25 protein-coding genes are annotated in these 19,745 nt (G+C 42.8%); 12 read left to right on the top strand and 13 right to left on the bottom strand.

What is annotated here, in order from left to right:
- Positions 1 to 304: 304 nt before the first annotated feature.
- Complete coding sequence (locus AC1DXF_RS09140) at positions 305 to 1,072, bottom strand: PLDc N-terminal domain-containing protein (RefSeq protein ID WP_477448001.1); 768 nt, start codon at positions 1,070 to 1,072, stop codon at positions 305 to 307.
- Between the two features lie 494 nt (positions 1,073 to 1,566).
- Between AC1DXF_RS09140 and AC1DXF_RS09135 the strand changes: the two genes are divergently transcribed.
- Positions 1,567 to 2,883: a phosphatidylserine decarboxylase gene (locus tag AC1DXF_RS09135; protein ID WP_477448000.1), complete on the top strand. Its 1,317-nt coding sequence runs from the start codon at positions 1,567 to 1,569 to the stop codon at positions 2,881 to 2,883.
- 245 nt (positions 2,884 to 3,128) lie between these two features.
- On the opposite strand, the gene AC1DXF_RS09130 is transcribed toward AC1DXF_RS09135, so the two are convergent.
- Positions 3,129 to 3,458, bottom strand: coding sequence for a hypothetical protein (locus AC1DXF_RS09130; protein WP_477447999.1), 330 nt, complete (start codon positions 3,456 to 3,458; stop codon positions 3,129 to 3,131).
- Positions 3,459 to 3,660: 202 nt separating this feature from the next.
- Positions 3,661 to 3,933: a hypothetical protein gene (locus AC1DXF_RS09125; protein WP_477447998.1), complete on the bottom strand. Its 273-nt coding sequence runs from the start codon at positions 3,931 to 3,933 to the stop codon at positions 3,661 to 3,663.
- A gap of 189 nt (positions 3,934 to 4,122) precedes the next feature.
- Here AC1DXF_RS09125 and AC1DXF_RS09120 point away from each other — a divergent pair, with 189 nt between their 5' ends.
- Together AC1DXF_RS09120 and AC1DXF_RS09115 are read left to right on the top strand one after the other, a co-directional pair.
- Positions 4,123 to 4,398 (top strand): DUF4342 domain-containing protein, encoded by a 276-nt coding sequence (locus tag AC1DXF_RS09120; RefSeq protein ID WP_477447997.1) that lies wholly within the window; start codon positions 4,123 to 4,125, stop codon positions 4,396 to 4,398.
- A gap of 30 nt (positions 4,399 to 4,428) precedes the next feature.
- Positions 4,429 to 4,995, top strand: coding sequence for a hypothetical protein (locus AC1DXF_RS09115; RefSeq protein ID WP_477447996.1), 567 nt, complete (start codon positions 4,429 to 4,431; stop codon positions 4,993 to 4,995).
- Between the two features lie 75 nt (positions 4,996 to 5,070).
- On the opposite strand, the gene AC1DXF_RS09110 is transcribed toward AC1DXF_RS09115, so the two are convergent.
- Complete coding sequence (locus AC1DXF_RS09110) at positions 5,071 to 5,463, bottom strand: DoxX family protein (RefSeq protein WP_477447995.1); 393 nt, start codon at positions 5,461 to 5,463, stop codon at positions 5,071 to 5,073.
- 139 nt (positions 5,464 to 5,602) lie between these two features.
- Positions 5,603 to 6,763 (bottom strand): acyltransferase family protein, encoded by a 1,161-nt coding sequence (locus AC1DXF_RS09105; RefSeq protein ID WP_477447994.1) that lies wholly within the window; start codon positions 6,761 to 6,763, stop codon positions 5,603 to 5,605.
- A 153-nt stretch (positions 6,764 to 6,916) separates the two neighbouring features.
- Here AC1DXF_RS09105 and AC1DXF_RS09100 point away from each other — a divergent pair, with 153 nt between their 5' ends.
- On the top strand, positions 6,917 to 7,399 hold the full coding sequence (locus tag AC1DXF_RS09100) for an N-acetyltransferase family protein (protein ID WP_477447993.1): 483 nt from the start codon (positions 6,917 to 6,919) through the stop codon (positions 7,397 to 7,399).
- A 104-nt stretch (positions 7,400 to 7,503) separates the two neighbouring features.
- Here the strand turns inward: AC1DXF_RS09100 and AC1DXF_RS09095 are convergent, their stop codons facing one another.
- On the bottom strand, positions 7,504 to 8,241 hold the full coding sequence (locus tag AC1DXF_RS09095) for a hypothetical protein (RefSeq protein WP_477447992.1): 738 nt from the start codon (positions 8,239 to 8,241) through the stop codon (positions 7,504 to 7,506).
- 201 nt (positions 8,242 to 8,442) lie between these two features.
- Between AC1DXF_RS09095 and AC1DXF_RS09090 the strand changes: the two genes are divergently transcribed.
- Both AC1DXF_RS09090 and AC1DXF_RS09085 read left to right on the top strand, forming a co-directional pair.
- On the top strand, positions 8,443 to 8,838 hold the full coding sequence (locus tag AC1DXF_RS09090; protein ID WP_477447991.1) for a hypothetical protein: 396 nt from the start codon (positions 8,443 to 8,445) through the stop codon (positions 8,836 to 8,838).
- Between the two features lie 72 nt (positions 8,839 to 8,910).
- Complete coding sequence (locus AC1DXF_RS09085; protein ID WP_477447990.1) at positions 8,911 to 9,669, top strand: hypothetical protein; 759 nt, start codon at positions 8,911 to 8,913, stop codon at positions 9,667 to 9,669.
- 298 nt (positions 9,670 to 9,967) lie between these two features.
- On the opposite strand, the gene AC1DXF_RS09080 is transcribed toward AC1DXF_RS09085, so the two are convergent.
- Positions 9,968 to 11,851 carry an SPFH domain-containing protein gene (locus AC1DXF_RS09080; protein ID WP_477447989.1) on the bottom strand — a complete coding sequence of 628 codons (1,884 nt, stop codon included), beginning with the start codon at positions 11,849 to 11,851 and terminating at the stop codon, positions 9,968 to 9,970.
- 216 nt (positions 11,852 to 12,067) lie between these two features.
- Positions 12,068 to 12,313, bottom strand: coding sequence for a type II toxin-antitoxin system Phd/YefM family antitoxin (locus AC1DXF_RS09075; RefSeq protein WP_477447988.1), 246 nt, complete (start codon positions 12,311 to 12,313; stop codon positions 12,068 to 12,070).
- A 124-nt stretch (positions 12,314 to 12,437) separates the two neighbouring features.
- Between AC1DXF_RS09075 and AC1DXF_RS09070 the strand changes: the two genes are divergently transcribed.
- The 5 genes from AC1DXF_RS09070 to AC1DXF_RS09050 all read left to right on the top strand — a co-directional run bounded on the left by AC1DXF_RS09070 (position 12,438) and on the right by AC1DXF_RS09050 (position 14,810).
- A complete protein-coding gene (locus AC1DXF_RS09070) occupies positions 12,438 to 12,590 on the top strand; it encodes a hypothetical protein (RefSeq protein ID WP_477447987.1) in 153 nt (50 codons plus the stop codon).
- Between the two features lie 56 nt (positions 12,591 to 12,646).
- Entirely contained in the window at positions 12,647 to 13,054 is a 408-nt protein-coding gene (locus AC1DXF_RS09065; RefSeq protein ID WP_477447986.1) for a lipocalin family protein, read from the top strand.
- A 186-nt stretch (positions 13,055 to 13,240) separates the two neighbouring features.
- A complete protein-coding gene (locus AC1DXF_RS09060; RefSeq protein WP_477447985.1) occupies positions 13,241 to 13,786 on the top strand; it encodes an RNA polymerase sigma factor in 546 nt (181 codons plus the stop codon).
- Entirely contained in the window at positions 13,767 to 14,039 is a 273-nt protein-coding gene (locus AC1DXF_RS09055) for a hypothetical protein (protein WP_477447984.1), read from the top strand. The genes AC1DXF_RS09060 and AC1DXF_RS09055 overlap by 20 nt, the downstream gene beginning before the upstream one ends.
- An 87-nt stretch (positions 14,040 to 14,126) precedes the next feature.
- Complete coding sequence (locus AC1DXF_RS09050; RefSeq protein ID WP_477447983.1) at positions 14,127 to 14,810, top strand: ClpP family protease; 684 nt, start codon at positions 14,127 to 14,129, stop codon at positions 14,808 to 14,810.
- 119 nt (positions 14,811 to 14,929) lie between these two features.
- Here AC1DXF_RS09050 and AC1DXF_RS09045 read toward each other — a convergent pair whose 3' ends face one another.
- The 4 genes from AC1DXF_RS09045 to AC1DXF_RS09030 form a co-directional block, all read right to left on the bottom strand.
- Positions 14,930 to 16,156 (bottom strand): multidrug effflux MFS transporter, encoded by a 1,227-nt coding sequence (locus AC1DXF_RS09045; RefSeq protein ID WP_477447982.1) that lies wholly within the window; start codon positions 16,154 to 16,156, stop codon positions 14,930 to 14,932.
- Positions 16,157 to 16,287: 131 nt separating this feature from the next.
- Complete coding sequence (locus AC1DXF_RS09040; RefSeq protein WP_477447981.1) at positions 16,288 to 17,511, bottom strand: BamA/TamA family outer membrane protein; 1,224 nt, start codon at positions 17,509 to 17,511, stop codon at positions 16,288 to 16,290.
- A gap of 204 nt (positions 17,512 to 17,715) precedes the next feature.
- Positions 17,716 to 18,069: a hypothetical protein gene (locus AC1DXF_RS09035; protein ID WP_477447980.1), complete on the bottom strand. Its 354-nt coding sequence runs from the start codon at positions 18,067 to 18,069 to the stop codon at positions 17,716 to 17,718.
- A 134-nt stretch (positions 18,070 to 18,203) separates the two neighbouring features.
- Entirely contained in the window at positions 18,204 to 18,413 is a 210-nt protein-coding gene (locus AC1DXF_RS09030) for a YtxH domain-containing protein (RefSeq protein ID WP_477447979.1), read from the bottom strand.
- A 188-nt stretch (positions 18,414 to 18,601) separates the two neighbouring features.
- Between AC1DXF_RS09030 and AC1DXF_RS09025 the strand changes: the two genes are divergently transcribed.
- Positions 18,602 to 19,357, top strand: coding sequence for a YdcF family protein (locus AC1DXF_RS09025; protein ID WP_477447978.1), 756 nt, complete (start codon positions 18,602 to 18,604; stop codon positions 19,355 to 19,357).
- Here the strand turns inward: AC1DXF_RS09025 and AC1DXF_RS09020 are convergent.
- Complete coding sequence (locus AC1DXF_RS09020; protein ID WP_477447977.1) at positions 19,354 to 19,659, bottom strand: hypothetical protein; 306 nt, start codon at positions 19,657 to 19,659, stop codon at positions 19,354 to 19,356. The two genes, AC1DXF_RS09025 and AC1DXF_RS09020, sit on opposite strands and share 4 nt — an antisense overlap.
- Positions 19,660 to 19,745: the final 86 nt, after the last annotated feature.

Here is a 19,745-nt window from a genome sequence, read left to right as displayed (position 1 = left end):
CTTTACTTAGGTATTACTACACTACACTACCTATGACAGGTTGAAAAACGGAAGTCATCCCGTCCGTTAGCCAACGGATAGGGATCCCACAGGACAGGTGACCCGCATGAAGTACACTTAGCATGTGGGGTGCCGATCCGTTAGCTAACGGACGGCATGACATTGGGGATTAACCGATGTCATTCCTCCTTCAGAGTTTCGCCAAATTTTACCACTACCCATGACATATCCAATTTTCCTGCGCATTTCAAAAATAGTACACAATATAGATAGTCTATCAAAGGCTTACATTCTTTTATTACTGTCACGCCGTCTTTTGCGTAGCCAGCTTCTTCAGCTCATCCTTGGTTTTGGCAAACCAAACTTTATTGGCCTTGCGTTCCATGGCACTTAGCTGGCGTTCTTCATTCAGTATATCGGCAAAAATTTGGTAAGCGTCCTCATCCCGGTTTTGTCTTGTCAGGAATAAGCCGTATTGATAGCGTTGCTCAAAGTATGAGTAGCGGCCTTTCATCGCCTTAAATTCTTTCTCGGCTAAATCAACCTGGCCGGTGTTTTCCAGTGCTTCTGCATACTTCATATGCGCTTTTGAGCGGGCAAACTGGGGTAGTTTATAAATTTTTTGTGCCATCGGGATAATCTCCTGGTAACGTTCCTGTTCGTAATAGGCAATAATCAACTGGGCAAGTACATGTTCATTCTCGGCAAAGGCGCCCGTTAGGCTGGCCTGGTATATTTCAACCGCCTTATCGGTAAAGCCGGCTTCCAGGTAGGCATCGGCCAGTTTTACTTTGTTTGCAAAGGTATCTGTAAAGCGCAGTTCATCTTCCAGCCGTTTAAGTTTTACACCCGGGTTAAGTACGGCGCCAACATCCACTTTAGGCATACGGATAGAATGGCGATTGGTTAAAATTTCCTTATAAATGTAAATAAGGCAACCCACAACGGGCAAAACAATAAGTATCCAAAGCCATTGTTGTTGAGTACCCCTGCGCAGGCAATGAATAATACAAAAGGCTTCTAAAATAAGCACCAAATAATAATAGCTGCCGCCGCCAAAAAGCATATTCATATTGCAAAAGGTATTAGAGTTGTAGTTATCCTCAAAAATAAAAAATTGCAGCGTTTACCGGCATTATTTTAAGCTAAAATAATGCTTTTTTTTGTATTTAACGCCTACCGGCATTTAGCGTATTTAACCCTGAAATTTAGCTATACAAGTTTTGGGCAATAAACTGTGGACATGGTAGTGTTGTAGCCGCAGGTGCCCGGCAAATTGGAAACAGGAGCACCAGTTTTTATTTCGTTACCCCACAAACAAGATATTGGGGCCGCAGCCTTTGATATCACGAAATCTGTTAAGACCTGTGGCTATTTTTTAATATTAATTTCACATACAAATACTTCATTTTATAATAAAGAATTATTTTAACATGTGTTGATAATCTGACAAATACACATTTTTAGGATGCGACAAATAAATATTTTTTATTTATTATTATTTATAAATAGTTTATACATTAGTACATCCAATTTACATAAACCTACTATCAAAAAAACAGCATTATGAGCACACTAACAACAACCACAACCTCTTATGACGTAATTCAGGAGCTTCAAAACCAGATTAACGATGACAGTGACTTTGCAGACGCGCTAACCAATTCATTGGTATCGGCAAACAATCTGGCAATCGCCGACCTTGATCCTGATTTGTACAATGCCCTCAATGATATATACTCGGGCTTTGGATGGCCTGCTATCCCCGGCGATTATATTACCTACCTGACGCTTTTTGCCGAAGTGATACCCAGCGAAAATACCGGCACTTATAATCCGTGGCAAAATACCCCCGGGCAAAATGGTTATAGCCAGGAAATATACGACCGCCTGTGCCAGTTTTACTGGCTGGTAGACCAGGGCTCAACTGGTGTTACCTTGCAGGACTATGTAAGCCCGATTAATGAGTTTTCGTTTGCCGGCTGGCTTGACCAATATGCTACGGCCTGGGGCAGTTTTTTAGACACCCCTGCTTCGCTTACACCAGAAGCACTACAATCGTACTGGAACGATCCTGAATATAACCTGCCCAACTATTCCGATGACGCGCCTAACTGGGTTTCATTCAATACCTTTTTTTACCGTCAATTAAATTCAACGCAACCCGATGGATCGCCGATGCGCCCGGTTGCCAATCCCGATGACAATACAATTATCTGTTCGCCGGCTGATTGTACGTTTAAAGCGTATTACCAGATTGACCAGGACGGTAATGTAACTGATAATGAGGGCAACCTTACAACGTTAACCTTAAAACAAACGCATACCATAGGCAACATCAACGATTTACTTGGCGAAGCGGGGAGCCCATACGCCGCCAATTTTTATAACGGCACTTTCGTTCACTATTTTTTAAGCCCTTTTGATTATCACCGTTTTCACACACCGGTAAGTGGCACCGTTCTTGACCTGGTAGCAGTACCCGGCAATGTATACCTTGCTGTTAATATTACCGATAACCAGTTTGATGCACCCGATGTGGCCGAAGATGGATACGAGTTTACCCAAGCCAGGGGCGTACTGGTAATTGACACCAGTACAAGCACATCAAACGTTGGGCTGGTTGCTACCATACCTATCGGCATGGCCCAGGTATCGTCAGTGAATATGTACACGGACACCCTACAGGGGCAACAGGTAGTTAAAGGACAAGAGTTTGGCTATTTTGCTTTTGGAGGATCTGACATTATTATGCTTTTGGAACCACCCCTTACTGATTTGAAGTTTATCACCAACGTAGCAAACGCCCAGGAACCGTCAAGCTATCAGCCGGCTAATGCATTTCACTTCAGGTATGGAGAGCCTTCTGTTGTTATTGTATAATAACTTGATAGCAGAATGATTTTTTGGGCCGGCCTGTTGCAAATCACCAGCCGGGTAATTTTTTTAATTACCGAGCCTATACTTTAAAAAAAGGCAATCATGCGAAAGCAATGATTGCCTTTTTAATGTGCCTGTGATACTGTCGTTAAGTCAATAGTAACATATTCTTTCTTTTGGCTTAGAACTTCAGACTAACGACTCAAGACCATAGCCCATGCCATTTTTTACGATATTTAACAGGACGCCTACCATTCTTCGCGCCACTCTTCGGTTACGTCGCCATCATAAAACAGTCCGGCTGCTTCGGCTGCCTTTTGGATATATTCGGCCAGGTCTTCACGTTCCATGGTCTCAATAAAATAGTCGTGATCAATATTCAACTGATCAAAGCCTTTTACAACGGTTTCGATGGCTTTCCAGATAGTCCGTTCATTTGTAGCGCCCTGTAAGGCGGCAATATAATTATCCAGCAATACATCGGCTGCGGCAATTGCTTCCTCGGTAAAAAATTCGCTGCCATCGTCTAATTGCGCTTTCCAACCTATTGTCGGCCTTGGGGTTTTTATCGGTTCCATAAGGTTTTGTGGATTTATATGGCCTAAGATAGTTTAATGACAGTGCTTTTGCAAAATATAATCAAGGCGAGAAGTACAAGGATTAGAAAAGCAAAGAATAAGTACGGCAATGAATAATAGCCAATTTGAAAATCCCCCATAGAGCGTACAATTACGGCGGCACTGGTTGCATTCGCCGCATCGGGCAGATATCTGATTATGATCAGGCAGAAAATGCGTCAATCAACACAATTACCATAATCAAGCCATTGGCGCCCAGGCCCCAAACGTGTATTTTAATCGCATCAAACGTAACCGGCCACATGGTAAACAGATCAATCAGGAAAAGCAGAAACCCTATTGGCAGCACCAGTAATTCAATAAAAAACGGGATGGGCGGAGTATGGGAATGCCTGTAACCAATAACCTGCCCTGTGCAAATACAAAGCAAAAAGAATAATCCATAAAAAGAAGTATAAATAGTATCTTTAGTCATTGGCAACTATGGTATTTATTGCAAGATAGAAAAAAGATAAGTTTTGCTACAGTAAATAACCTCAGCAAACAGCCATCTCCCCTTTGTAACAATTCAGGCAAAACAGCGTCAAAATAACATAGATACCAATCAGCGTAACCTACTGATTTATTGAATTACATTAAAATTAACCCATCATAAAACCACACCATGGCCACAAAAGAATCATTCTCCATAAACGGAGATATCCTGCTTAAAAAAGTAAAAGAACTGATTGCCGAAGGCAACATCAGAAAAATAACCATAACCGATCATTCAGGCAAAGAACTGATGACCTTCCCGTTGGCAATAGGCCTTGTGGGTATTTTCCTGGCGCCAGTATTGGCGGCAGTTGGCGCAGTAGCAGCCTTAGTTGGCGAGTGTACTATTACTGTTGAACGGGAAGAACCTAAACAACCAGAAGCGGAAGAAAAAGAAGAAATATAAAATAACAACCGTAATTTGGCGACGAAAAAAATGGACATACCTACAACCTATATTTCGTCGCCAGATTACGTTAACAGCTTTACGTTCGATTATATAGAAACCTATTCGTTTCAACGCGGCGGCGATTACCAGCTACGGCTCAATGTGATCCTTGCCGAACTTGAAGCACTTAAAACCCGTAGCGAAAACGCAACGCTCACTCCCGGCGAAGCAGAGCGGCACATCCATTTGAACAATGTATATCATAAGGTGGGGTCATACATTATTGACGAAAACGGGCGATTTCATCAATCAGCTATAAAAACAAATACATTTAAACGACAGGCCCCTGAAGTTGATCGCTTAATAACGATATTGAATATCCCGGCTGTTAACATCCCCTATTGGATGTGTGCCCCTGTTTACCGCGACGCGGTGGTATTTTATGACAAGGATAGCAACATTACCTCGACACTAAATATTTGTCTTGGCTGCGACTACATGGCTATCCAATCATCCAAACAAATAAATGCGGATGCCGAAACCTACAGGCTAATAAAACAGTTTTTTATTGATTTAGGGCATCAGATTCAAGATGACTACCCTACGGCTACCTGATCATGCCGGTTATCTATCTGTGCCGAGATTAAAAACAGGCATTTACACCTTGTGCTTCGGTAAAAAGCTAAGAGGCTATTTTATATTACCTGTACTTTTAAGAGCCCAGTACACCAGCACCGGCTGAAAAAACAACCGCGCAAACCGTTTACCATCGGTATCTAATCCAAAAGCGCTGCGTTTATTTAGATATTGCGATATATTACCGGGGAATATCGCTGTAAAAAATGTGGCCGCTATTTTACCTGTAGTTGCTTTGTATTTTTCGGGAGTAAGTACCAATGCGCTTCCTAAGGTTATCTCGGCTATGCCTGAGTATACCACGGTATCGTCTGTTTTTAAAGGCACCCAGTCGGGCACTTGTGCCTTAAAATCTTTACGCGCAAATGTAAGGTGACTGATGCCAGCCATTATTAAACCTGCCCCTAATAATATACGGGCGACTGTTTTTATATTCTCGTCTTTCACGGCAGTATATTTTACAATTTGGTTTCATAATGCAAATACCATTCCAGCAGGCAACAGGAAATGATACATCCGAAAACCTCCCTTCATTTTGACTTAGAACTTAAGACTTCCGACTAAATACTATCCGTCATTACATGATTTACCCTACGGCTTTCACTCCCGGCACCTTAACTAATATCGCCGCCAGCAAAAATGAGCCAACAACAGCACCCGGTGCAACAACTAACAACTTCAGCGCCGGATCAACACCCCATGGTTTTAGCAAAACCGACAACGATATTAATACCAGTGGGTGAAAAATATAAACGCAGAAAGTTAACCGGGAAAGCTTTTTAAAAAACGCGGATTGATTGTTCCACTTTTGCCGGGCAATACCCAACAAGGCTACAATGATAAAGATACCGGCAAGTTGTTCCCAAAAGGCATACATTAATGATTGCCAGTTGCCATGCCCATTGAGGGCTTCAATAGGGCTTTGGGTGATGGTTACCACAGCGTACAATACCGGAAACAGTACCACAATCATTACCATTACTTTTACGGCAAACCTTTTAGCTAATTGATAATTGATATTAACGAGCCACCTCCCCCGCGAAGCTATAATACCCAAAGCAAATAAAGCCAGATACTGCGCAAAATGCCCTAACTGGAAGCCAACCGGTTTTAAGATCCAGCCGACAGGGAAAATCCATCGAATAAGGTAACTGGCAAGGGCCAGCGCCGTGGCAAACAAAATAATCTTCCAGCCGCCGGGTAGCATTGGGTTTACCACACCTGGCTTTTTATCAAACCAAACCCTTACAATTACATACAATACACTGAATAATAATAAAGCGGCCACAAACCATAGCACCCCAAAATCTATCCAGGAATGAAAGCCGCCCAAATATTGCACGTAGGTAATGTTATTCCCTTTGGCAAACCTATAAACCAGGTAGCTTAAAACCGGCGAAAGGATAAACGAATAAAATACCAGCGGGATGCCAAGGCGTTTCACTCTATCGCCCAAAAACTTCAGAGCGCCCTTTTTATTGTATGACGATTCGGCAAAATATGCCGAAAGGAAAAAGAAGAACCCCATAAAAAACGCCTGGTTGGTAGCTACAAACAAGGTCATGAGGATAAGCGCCGGCTTAAACGTGGTTTTTTCTGTAAGATACCAGCCTCCTGGCGCCCCATAAGTAATAAATGCATGATGCATAATCACCAGTACCGTAAGCACTACCTTTAAATTATCGACATAACCTATTTTGGGATTGTTGCTGTTTGCTGTCGCAGGGATACCGGTTTCTGTTTGCATAAGCTGTCGATAAACTACATTGTGAAACAGACGGCAATTTTGCCCCCTTGTTACAGTACACTGCAAAATTATCTGCCTTTATTTTTTATCTGAATGGCTAATAATGCACTTTTGTCATCATAATAAGCATCATAACTATAAACATTTATCCTCATGGAAATAAGGCCGGCTACTCCCCAGGATTACGATTCAATTTGGGAAATATTTTCGAACGTTATACAAAGCGGCGATACTTATGCCTTTGACCCCGAAACCCCAAAAGCCGATTTGGACAAATATTGGTTTGGCAGCCCCATCCAAACATTTGTTGCCGAAGAAGACGGCAAAATACTGGGCACCTATATATTAAAACCCAACCAGCCTGGTCTGGGTAATCATGTTGCCAATTGTGGCTACATGGTACACCCCGATACCCGCGGCAAAGGCGTGGGCAGTTTATTGTGCCTGCACTCGCTTGAAAAAGCTAAACAACTGGGTTACCGGGGCATGCAATTCAACTTTGTGGTTTCAACTAACCAAAAGGCTGTAAAGCTTTGGCAAAAACATGGCTTTACCATTATCGGGACCACGCCTAAGGGGTTCAGGCACCTGCAACTGGGCCTTGTAGATACCTATATCATGTACAGGGACTTGTAAATTTGGAAGCTGAAAGCAAAAGGCGCAAAGCTTAAAGCTAACTCGTTGATTTTCTATTTGATAAAAGAAAATATGTGAAATTAATTAATAGATACTATGTAAACCTATTGCTTGCCCAAAACAGGCGGCGAAGCACCCAGGTCGGTATTTCTTTTATCTGCCGGGGTCTTTAAAAAGGCTTTGTAGCTGGTATCAAGATAAGCAGCCAGGTTAAAAGCTGCGCTAAAATAGTATTTGGTTGATGGGGTATACAGGATCAGAAAATCGTCCATATCCTTTCCTTTCAGGGGCAGGTATTTGCTGATGTTGCCGGCACTAAAAACCTTAGCTATATCATCCTGTTGTTGCTGGTCTTTTAAAAAAGCTGCCTGCTTGGCTTTACGCTTTTCGTCTTTTTTAAAGTAATGGAGCCTGATTGCTACGCCACCTTTGTAATATCCGGTTTTTGGATCGCGCAGGTAAACTACCGTTTGGTTATGAAAATCGGGTGCCTGGAACGAGCCTGTGTGTTTGGCTTCTGTTGCCGTAACATTCACCTGGTTAAGCATATTATGCTGCGGCACCAGGAAAATTTCCATTGGTTTATTATCAGTTAGCAGCACAGTATCGGCGCGGTAAAAGCTGCTGCTAAATACCAGTACATCGCCTGTTTTCCCTTCAATGTTAAATACGCCACTTTTACCGGTAATGAAAACCTTGTGCGTACCCATGTTTTCAACCTTAACGCCTTGTAGTGTTACACGCGTTTTGTTTTCAAATACAACCCCGGTTTGAATAGTTTGCCCAATAGCTAATGCCGGAATTGCACCAACCAATAGTAACAAAAGTAGATGTTTAAGCATGCTTAAAAATACATATAAAATTTAGCTGTAACTGTAACGAAACCACATTTTAACTAAAATTAACATTTAAGCATAAATACATATATGTGAGGTACTTAAAAGTCATTTTCTTGAAAAAAGATAATTTTTTAACTCCATTTTAATTTAAAAAAGTATCTATATTTGAATCCAGTTTTAAACCAAGTACCCCCTGATCTGATTTTGAGTATACAGTTACAAAGTTCGGATACCCCGAACGGAGGCCAATTGTTAGCTGTGCATAACAACTATGCAATAACGCTATCGGGCCACCTATTTAAGGTTGTTAAAAACAGGCATATGAAAGCCTGGTTTCCGGAAGTAAGCGGAATTTTACAACAGCTAACACCGAATATGGATTATATCGCTCAAAGCATAGCCATTGCCGCGCCGTTAAATATCTTAAACAAAATTGAACAGGAAATAAACAATATCCATTTACGTGAAACCCTCCAAACCGAAAAGTGTACCCGGTGGCGTGATGATGAGGAGATTAACGGCAATAAAGCATACAACAACAAACATCAGGATATAAAGGCAGGCGAACAATTACAGTTGAAAACCGGCCTAAAGCATTGAAAAAATAATGCCGGCTTACCTGTATATAACGATGTTAGTTAATGTAATATATAAGCACACCTTACCTTCATTATGGACCAACTTGTTAATGCTAACTCGTTTGAGCACAAGTACGAAAGACTTGAAAGCTCGGAATTAATCGCTATTGTACGCAATTCAAGAAATTTTCAGCCCCTGGCTGTCGAAACCGCTTACATTGAACTTCAACGCCGCGGTTTGCCGCCCGAACAACTTAAAGAAGTAAATGACGACTTTAACTTTTACCTGAAGCGTAAGGTTACCAAACAAACACAAGAATTGAGTTCGCCAAAGCCCCAGCAAGCAAAACAGGCAGTTGTAAAACAGCAGCTTTTTTCGGCCAAACGGGTTATCGGCATCGTTTCATTGACCGTGCTGGCTGTGTATTTTATTACGCTTGCCGAAGGTGACACCGCCATTTTGCGCATGATTACCGAATCCAGCTCATACCGCCCATCTTTCTTATTTGTAGTAGTGCCCTATTTAATGCTGCCATTAGGAGCAATTGGCTTTGGCTTAAGAAAACAATTAGGATGGATAATGCTGGCCTGGGCGGTAATGTACAACGCCCTTAAACATGCCTATTTTTTTAAAAACGACCTGAAGGTTGTGCTAAGCTCCTCCGAGGCTGATGCCATATCAACAGACGATATTATCCGCAACGCCGTAGTTATCGCTTTTTTTGTACTAATATCTGTTGTTGTTTGCCTTCCCGGCATCCGCGCCAAAATGAAAACCGGCATACTAACCATGGCGCTTACCTTGGTTGCCGCCGCCGGCTTTTTGATTTTGCAGGTGATAAAAGTTATTTAGATGGGTGGGCAGTGGGCAGTGGGATTCAACAAAAATGGCGCACCTTTCGATGCGCCATTTTTGTTGAATTGAATAATGGATAATTTTTAAAATTCGTTCCCCTGGAAGCGTGTCGGAGGTGAGCACGAAGGCAGGGGAGAGCCTTTCTTAGCGCAACTTGCAAACACTGCTTGTCGCCTTATCTAACCCCTACCTTCCCTTCCCCAAGGACAGAATCGCACAATCCCTGCCCTTTTTCACGCCAGGCACTCACAATTCACCTCCTCACTACTCTCCACTCACCACTCACAACTCACAACTACTCCCCACTCACTGCTCCACCTTCTTCATTGGCTTTTTGCAGTTTTTTGAGCATTTCGCTGCCAATTAGGGCATCTATAATGCCGTTGCCGCCGCCTTCTTTGCCGCTTACCAATATTTCTGGCACTAACTTGATACCATTGCTGGCAAGCGCTTCGGCCACACGCACAATGGCGTATTGTTCGGTACCCATGGCTTCGGTTTTTTGTTTGGTAACTTCGGCTTCGGCCATACCTATGGCTTTAATTTTAGCACCTTCGGCCAAACCATTCACCTCTGTGGCATTTGCATCAGCTTTGGCGTTCACGGTTTTGGCTTCGGCATCGGCCTTGGCTATCGTGATCCTTACTTCGGCATCCGCTTTGGCGTTAATGGTTTTGGCTTCGGCTTCACCACGTGATGCGGCAACTCTTGAGGCAGCCATTTGGGTGTTTATCTCAACCTGGCGGGTTGATTTTACAACCTCCGGCTGCATATCGGCACCGGCACGGGCGCTTTCAAATTCCTTACGTTCAATTTGCGCGTGGCGTTGTATCTCGTAAGTTACTTTTTCCTGCTCGGCTATTTTACGGTCGGTTAAGGTTTTCATCAAAGCAGCCGGCGGTACTATGTCGCCAATCAGGGTATCTACACCAATTACGTTGTAGCTTTGCAGTACGGTGCTTATATGTTCTTTAGCATCGTTTTGTCTTTCAATACGGTTGGCCAAAAAGCCGATGACATCACTCCTTTGGGCCGAGTTACGGAAATAGTTGGCAATGGTAGGCTCCAATACCTGCGATACCAGGTTTTTCATTTTACCAAAACGGGCTATCACTTTTGGCGCCTCATTACGCGGAACGTGTATAATTTGCGACACATCAAGGTTAAATGTAAAACCATCTGATGATCTTACGGTAATGGTACACAGGTTTTTATCCAGCTCATGTGCCTCGGTACGGCTGTCGGCCCAGTTAAGGACGATGTTGGTGGTAGGCACAATTTCAACCGCGTGGGTATAAATGTTCACCGGGTGCTTACCAGGGTCAAGCGGCTCGTCCCAAACACCTTTTTCGTTGCGTTTTACAATGTTGCCATGTTTAAAGGCATCACCGCTGGTATCCTTACCTTCGGGACCAACAAACGAGTTAACAACGCCCACATAACCAATGGGTATGTATATCATATCTACCTGCTCAACAATTACAAACCAGGGGTTAAGGTAATAAGTACCAGCCAGGATAACATCCTCCTGCAAGCCCTTGCGACCGCCTGCGTTAATGAACGCTATAGGGTCCTGGTAGTTTTTATGCCCATCTACCGAGTAGCCGGCAATTTCGCCTTTGGCCAGGGGCTCACCATCCAGTGTGGTAATAATACCTACCTTATTTTCCTGTATCTGGGTAATAGGTACGGTTACAATCTCGAACAAGAAAGTGTTGATACGGTAACTACCCGGCGTAAGGAAAGCGGCCTGCGGGCCTTTTTGACCGTTGTTATCAAGGAACGCAATAGCATCCTGGAATTTATCGCAGTTTACCGGCTTACCAAGCACACGGCCTGTATCAAAGGATGCACCGTCCTTTGCTTTTACCAGCCCGAGCTTGTTTTGCTCAATAATGGTAAAGGGCTCCATGGTAATACCATACTGCCAGGGCCACATGCCCCAGTACAAGCCCGGCGCAAGCGCTTTGGCCTGCATACCAGCCTCGCCATTAGTGGCAATAATACGGCCATCGGGTAACCGCGACTTACCCGACAAGGTAAACTTTTTAACAACCAGGCCAATACGGTCGTCGGGGACTATCACCATCCCAAAGAACACGCGTAAAACAAATTTGTACAGCACCAGTATTAAAATTACGGGCACAGCATAAAACAGCATAACAATTGATTTGTCCATTTTTTTAAGATTTAGAATTTAATTTTTTTTGATTTTTTTAACGGAACCCTTAAGGTGCGGGCCCTCACAATACTAAGTAGCATACCTTTTGGAAGGGAATCCTCGGCTATTTAGTGTCATTTAGACAGTTACGGTTATAGGTTGTTACAACAATTTTAAAAAATATTTTTTGATTTGGGAATTCGGATGTTCGAGTTTGGATTTGGCAGGGTTTACCTATCCAATCAATTCCTCATCGGTCATTTTAAAATCCGCGTTGAAGTTAACCGTGGCGATACCTTCTAATAAGCCCAGTTTGCGTTTGGGCTTGAGAAATTGCGATGTTGGAATGAAATAGCCAATAATTTGTGTTTTATTTCCTTCGGCAATTGCAAAACTCAGCCCATCTTTAACTTTTTTTACTATCTCCGTAAAATGAGCTTTCAATTCGTCTACAGTAATTGTTTCTATGTCAGGTTCCATGTTATAATAATACATTTTACTTGCCAAGTTATCAAGTGAATATCGGCATGATACTTTAAATAATTATAAACAAATCCCGATCGCCATGAGTTAAATATATAATACCACCAAAAACTTCATGATCATGGCCGCATCAAGTAAAATCACACCAAAAAAAATAAGCCCAGATACCAGTAAACAGGATAAAAATGAACTCAAAACCGACTTCCCAATGAGCGAAAAGGACGAAGTAAAAAAAGCCGAAGAACGAATGAAAAAACAAACGAAGGGCAAATAATTTTCTGTTTATTTTGGCTGCAATTTTATAGCTTAGGCAAACAATTATCCTCCATCATGATTAAACATAGCTTTTTATTGTTTGCTGTTATACTACTGTTCATCACTGCTTGCAAGCCATCGGTTTCGGTTACTACCCTTACCGGCAAATGGAAGTATGTAAAAATAGAGCACCCCAATGCCAGCCCGCCGGATACTGTGAAAAAGGCCGACCTTGATGAAGCGGCGCCATATATCCAGTTTACCCCCGAAATGAAGTTTTTGATTGTGTGGGGTGGTAAATTCCTCTCGCATGGAACTTTCACCTTAGATGGCGGCAATATGAACATAACCGAGGTACTGCCCGATGGTAAAACACGTAATTATGTTTTCACCGTATCGGAGCTGACGGAGAACAAGATAGTTTTTGAAACAATCGGTGTTGATGGATCGAAGGTGACGGCTTTGAGGGCGAGTAAATTCTGAGGTCTGTTGCCTGTGGCGTGAGGTGTGGTTCGGGTGGAGGTTGACCGTTTCCAGAATTGATAATCGATAGGAAAATCATCAGCTTAAATTGGTAGCTGGAAATCATTTTACCTTACTGCAAAAATCTTTTCTCCAAAAAAGGTGATATATCTTCTCTAACTTGCACATAGTAATAAACAGTAAACAATGGATGCAGTTAAATTACAGGAGCAGGCGGCCCAAAGGCAGGAGCTTTTTATAGGGCTATATAAACAGGTATTCCCGGCTGTGGCAAAATATGTGTCCCGCTGTGGGGGCTCATTTGATGAGGCTAAAGATGTTTTCCAAGATGCCTTACTAAGCTATTACGAAAAAACAGCACAGGCCGGGTTGTCTGTTAATAACAGCGACGGCGCTTACATTTACGGGACTGCGCGGTTCCTGTGGATAAAACGCTATAAAGAAGGTGGTAAAACATCGCCATTAAATGAAACTGACGTAGTTAACACTTTTGATGAAGCTACCGCGATACCCGATGATCATAAGCTGCTCCACTTTTTAGAAACAGCCGGCAAGCGCTGTATGGAACTGCTCCGCTCGTTTTATTACCACAAACTGTCCATGGCCCAGGTTGCCGAAACATTTGGCTTCTCGGGCGTACGATCGGCAACCGTGCAGAAATATAAATGCATAGAAAAAGTAAGGGAAACTGTTAAACAAAAAGCACTAACCTATGAGGACTTCCTTAAATAACATAGCCCGGATAGAAGCACACCTGCTTGGCAGCCAAAAGCCCACGGATGCCTTACTATTTGAAGCCAGGTTATTGCTGGTTGACAGCTTCCATGCCGATGTATCCGCCCAAAAACAAGTATATAACCTGGTACAGCAATATGGCCGCAAGCAATTAAAACAAGAGATAGAGGCGGCTCATGAGCAACTATTCGGCCAACCCGAACATTTAAGTTTCAAACAAAAAATAGCAAGAATATTTTTTAAGCCTTAAGCCCGGAGTCTTAATAGTCAAAAATAGGACTTATGACTTAGAACTTCCAACTTAAAACTCACCACTCACTACTCACCACTTCAAACCATGAATATTGATAAACAGGAATTCCGCAAATATGCGGTCATGCACCACGCTATTGCCGGTTCGCTGGTAGATAGCTACATTTCAGGGGTCGAAAAAAGTGCCTTGCCAACGGCCATGACACCTTATATTACCGAAGAGCGCGAAATGCGCGTAGCCCAGATGGACGTATTCTCGCGCCTGATGATGGACCGCATTATTTTTATGGGCCAGGCCGTTGATGATAACGTGGCCAACATTATCCAGGCGCAGCTGCTTTTCCTGCAATCAACTGATGCCAAAAAGGATATCCAGATGTATATTAACTCGCCCGGAGGCTCGGTATATGCCGGCCTGGGTATTTACGATACCATGCACTTCATCAGCCCCGACGTGGCTACTATTTGTACGGGCATTGCCTTATCCATGGGAGCAATATTATTATGCGGCGGCGCCGCGGGTAAAAGGGCTGCTTTAAAGCATTCGCGCGTAATGCTTCATCAACCCTCTGGCGGCGCGCAGGGCATGGCATCAGATATCCAGATAGCAGCGCAACAAATATTACTAATGAAACAGGAATTGTATGAAATAGTTGCTAAACACAGCGGCCAGCCTTACGAAAAAGTTTACCAGGTATCTGACAGGGATTATTGGATGATAGCCGCCGAGGCCAAAGAGTTTGGGATAATTGACGAGCTGCTGGTATAGGGAGATGTGCAGATTTTAGATTTCAGATGTGCAGATGCTGGGCGTACTTACCGGCGAAAGACTTACGAAGTTTTGAAAACTTCGTAAGTCTGCAATTCAGCCAAATATGATTCAAACCCTCAATGCGCCGGCATCCCAGCCCCGGCTACCGCCTCTACCTTATTTTTTATAAACCGCTTACCAATAAGCAGTACCACAAGCGCCACCGCCGATGATGCGGCCATAACTGCCGCCATTGGCAAAGTACCCTGATTTTTGATAAGCGTAATACCGTATGATGCCAGTGCACCTATAGCCATTTGTAATGCGCCCATTAATGCCGATGCAGAGCCGACGTTTTTTGTGAAAGGGGCTAACGACAAAGCCGAGTTGTTGGGACTGGAAATACCCACACAGCACAAAACACCAAATATCATGGCGATAGTACCGGCCATACCGAACCAGCCTTTAAGCGACCCTATAAAAAACACCGCCGATATAATAACCATGCAAATCAGCGTAACGTTAATTATCTGCTCGCTTTTATAATATTTAATAAGCCTGCTGTTTACCTGGCTGGAGCCAATAAAGCCAAGTGATAACCCCGCAAACACCCAGCCGAAGGCCGGTTTACTTATTTTAAAAAAGCCTATAAATATAATTGACGATGATGCAACATAGGTAAACAACCCGGCAAACATAAACGCGCCGGCCACCGCATAGGTAAAAAACTGCGGCTCCTTTATCACCTGCAAAAAATTATTGATAATGGGTATTGGTTTTAGCGAATAGGTTGGATCAGGTCCGTAGCTTTCGGGCAAAAAGAAAAATACCGCTATAAATATCAACGCCGCCATAATGATCAGGATAAGGAATATCACCTGCCACTCAAATACAATGATGATATTGCTGCCGGCCGTAGGTGCCAGCATAGGCGATGCGCCTAATACTAATATCAACAATGCATATACTTTAGCGCTATCTTCAATAGGGAACAGGTCACGCACCATGGTCATGGCTGCAACACTTGCCGCGCAGCCGCCCAAAGCCTCAAAAAAACGCATAATGATGAGCATCTGTAGCGATGAGGAAAAATAACAACCCACAGAAGCTACAATATACAACGCAAGACCAAAATACAATGGCGGTTTACGGCCAAACCTATCCAGCAAAGGCCCATACAATAGCTGCCCCGCCGATATTCCAATAAAAAAGCTGGACAACGACAGCGCCACCTGCGCGGCAGTAGTATGCAGCGAATCGCCTATGGCTTCAAACGCCGGCAAATACATATCAATAGAAAAAGGAGCCAGCGCCGTAAGCGAGCCTAATATGAGGATCAGGAAAAAGTATTTCTTTTTAGTCATGTGGTGTTATTTGTTCATGGGTCATAGTTCATGGTAGTCTTACTTGCCGTGACTTAATTAAAACGTCGATTTTTGCTTGATAATTTTTTGAAGCTGCCATGATCTATGAACTATCAACCATGAACTCCCCGCTAAAACGTCTCGCCTAAATTAAGGTTTATTGACGAGTAATTACGGCTTACACCGTAATCGAGGCTAATATTTGTGCCCGATTTTTTATTGAACTTAAACCTGAGGCCGGTGCCGGCCGCCGGGTGCCAATAGGTAAACTTATAAGTATCCGGTTCGGTAACAGCGTTGACGTTGGCAAATAAAACAAAACCCAATAGCCCATTGCGGGTGATATCCCTACGGTACTCGGTTTCAAAGTAAGCCAGTCGTTGCCCGCGGTACCGGTTTTGCTGAAATCCCCTGCCCGACCGTTGGTACGGCTCCCAACCCAAACTGGGCAGGTTTAAATAAGGAGTACCTGGGGTAAGCGATGTCCAGTAATACGTCCAGAACGCCAACACATTTTTAGGACCCGAATTGGTTAGTGAAACATACTTACGTAAATCGATGTATAACGATTGCCAGTTGGTGTGGCTGCCCAGCACTTTAGTATTAAACCTGTACGATATATTGGCATAAACCCCCGGCAAAGGGTCGAAGGAATTTTTACGCGTATCATACAATAAATTGAGTGTTGCACCCGATGAAAATGCATCCTGCCCGGTAGCGGTACCATATTTATAGCCGGTAAAATCGCGTAGCGTTTGCTGGCCCTGGTTGTCTATATCAACATAATAATCAAGATTGTAGCCCACACCTGCATAAAAATAGGGTTTTATCCTTTTTAGTACCGTTTGATAAAGGCGTACGTAATTATAATCAACCAAAAATTTGTCGCTGCTGTTCATATTGCCCCCAAGTCCCCAGGTGTATTGCGGATAAACCAGCAAACGGATATCGCCTATAACATTCCATTGATTATCCTTTAACCATACGCTTGAGCGGATAGGCAAGCCATAACGGCCTTTCAGGTTAAAATAAGGGGTAAATACAACGGTAGAAAGATTGGTAGTCTTTTGATCGCCCAGGTAAAAGCCTGCTGTAGTTGAGGTAAACAGGGCTCTGCCCCCGCTTCGCCCGTCAGACGTTGAGATAGGCAAAAACGAAAAATAAAATTTCCTTTTTTCCGTTGTCGATACCTTCCTGGGCTTTACGTTAAACACCGACCGAAAAACATCTATCAGGTCGCGTTGTTGAATAGTGTCATTTTTGTTTCTTGTTGTATCTGCAACAGGCATGCCGGTTTGTGCCATTATAGCAAAAGGTACTAAACAAAACAATAATGCTATAAACGTTTTACCCATTATTTATTAAACGTAATTAGTAAACAAGCTGTTTGATGTTTCAGCAAAAAACCACCCTTTTAAACGAATAAATTAACTTTAAAGCATCTATCCGTTTTATTTTTTTATAGGCTGATAATGTAACCATCCACTTAAGATAATAAAAAAAAAGCCCCGATTACTGTAAACCGGGGCTTGTGAATAAATTTTAACTTCTTTTAACTTTTACTGGTACTTAACCGTTGTTACGGTAGTAGTTTTGCTGTACGGATGAGCGTGATGCCTTGGGTGCGCTTTGCGCCAGGCTATCCGGCGCGCACGCTCCTTTTTTTCTTTTGCGCGGCGGGTTTCATTACCAATAATGTAACCGCCACCGGCACCTATGGCACCGCCAATTAAAGCGCCGCCAACGTTATGGCCTATCAGGCCACCTGCAACGGCACCGCCGGCACCTCCTATTATAGCGCCCTTACCCTGGTCGCTTATTCCCTTTTTCTTTGTAGTTTGGGCCTGGGTGTTTTGCGCAAACGTTAACAACATCGCGAAAAACAGGCAGACAAATATGATTAGCTTTTTCATGGTATAATGTATCTGATAAGTGTTAATAATATCCTTATGCAAATAGCAGGCCAGGTATTTGCCTTGCAGTGGGCTGCGTCCCTTTTTCAGTATTTGTTTTAACTATCCAACATCATTAACTAACAACCTGTAACCTAATAACGCGTATTATCCCTGAAGTTTTGCGCGCGTACTGCAATTTGTTGTAAAGTAAGCTCGCCATATTTTTTTGCACGATCAAACCATTCGGGGGCTTCGTCGGCCAGGTTATCGATGATTGATTTTCCGTCAGGTCCTTTTTTTGTAACGTAATTTACGCCATAAGCAACTGCTGCGCCAATGGCAAGTGTTTTTATAAAGCCCATGTTTTTAATGTTTTATTTATTAAATATATGACAATGATGGTGCCAGTTTGTTACGTGCCGCCTGTGCTTAGAGTTTTATAACGCCAAATAGTTTAACGCCTATTACAATCAATAGTAAAACCGAAGCAAAAGGTTGCTTTAATGGTAATTTCCTGAGCTATTTGTTTTTAACTATTTTTACCACTGTTATGTTTTTTGTCCTGTCGAAAGTATTATCATTTTTGCTGCTGCCTGTTTTGTACATTTTTGTTTTGCTGCTGGTTGCCATACTATCAAAAAAGCCAAAATTAAAACGCAGGTGCCTTATTTGGGGTGTCGCCTTATTTTGGATTTTTTCGGCCCCGGTGTTTTTAAACCTGCTGGCCAGGGCGTGGGATATTGCGCCCGCCAAACTGCAGCCGGGCAAAACGTACAGCGCTGCCATAATTTTAGGCGGTTTTACAAGTGAAAATAAACACGGTAAAGGAGTATTTAACTGGGCTGCCGACCGGTTTATACAAGGCGTTTTACTACAACGGAATGGCAAAGCAAAAAAAATAGTGATCTCGGGCGGCAACAGCAAACTTGCTCCCGGTGCTTTTAGGGAAGCAGATTTTGTACTACAGCAGCTTCGCGTTTTACAGATTCCAGATAGTTGCATATTAATAGAGAACCAGGCGCGAAATACACTTGAAAATGCATCGTTAACCAAAGCATTATTACTCAAAAATAAGCAGCAAGGGCCTTATCTGCTGGTTACCTCGGCCTTTCATATGCGCAGGGCCATGCAGATTTTTAAAAGCCAGCATGTTGATGTAATTCCCTATTCATGCAATGTAATAGCAGGCGATGTACAATGGTCGTTTTTCGAGTTTATGCCGAGCGCAGAGATTTTAAACAGATGGAGCTTATATATTAAAGAAATTATTGGCTTTGCCGTTAACTATATATTAGGCAAGGGTTAATTGATACCTAATTTCAACTCGCCGCTATCCTGCATTTTGTTATTCATGTTCCAGTCATTTATATTTATCGCCCCCGGTGTGGTTTGGTAGTGCGTGCTGTCTTTAGGGCACCGCACTGTAAATTTGCTTCCCTTACATTGTTCAATTACCGGCCGGTGTCCGCAAATGATGCAATTTTCACAAACTACCGACGATTGTATTTTAATAAATTTGGCCATTTGAATGCTAATTTGGCCGCTGCTTTTTTTATCTAATACCCATTTATAGGCATACTTTTTATAGGCTATTAAAATCGGCTTCATAAATGAAATTGATACGACCGACGGCTATTTTTAAATGGATTTTACAATAATAGGTTATATTTCAATAACAATAGCAGTCACCAAAT

Source organism: Mucilaginibacter sp. P2_A5 (assembly GCF_056404995.1).
This window is presented reverse-complemented; position numbering and strand designations above follow the sequence as displayed.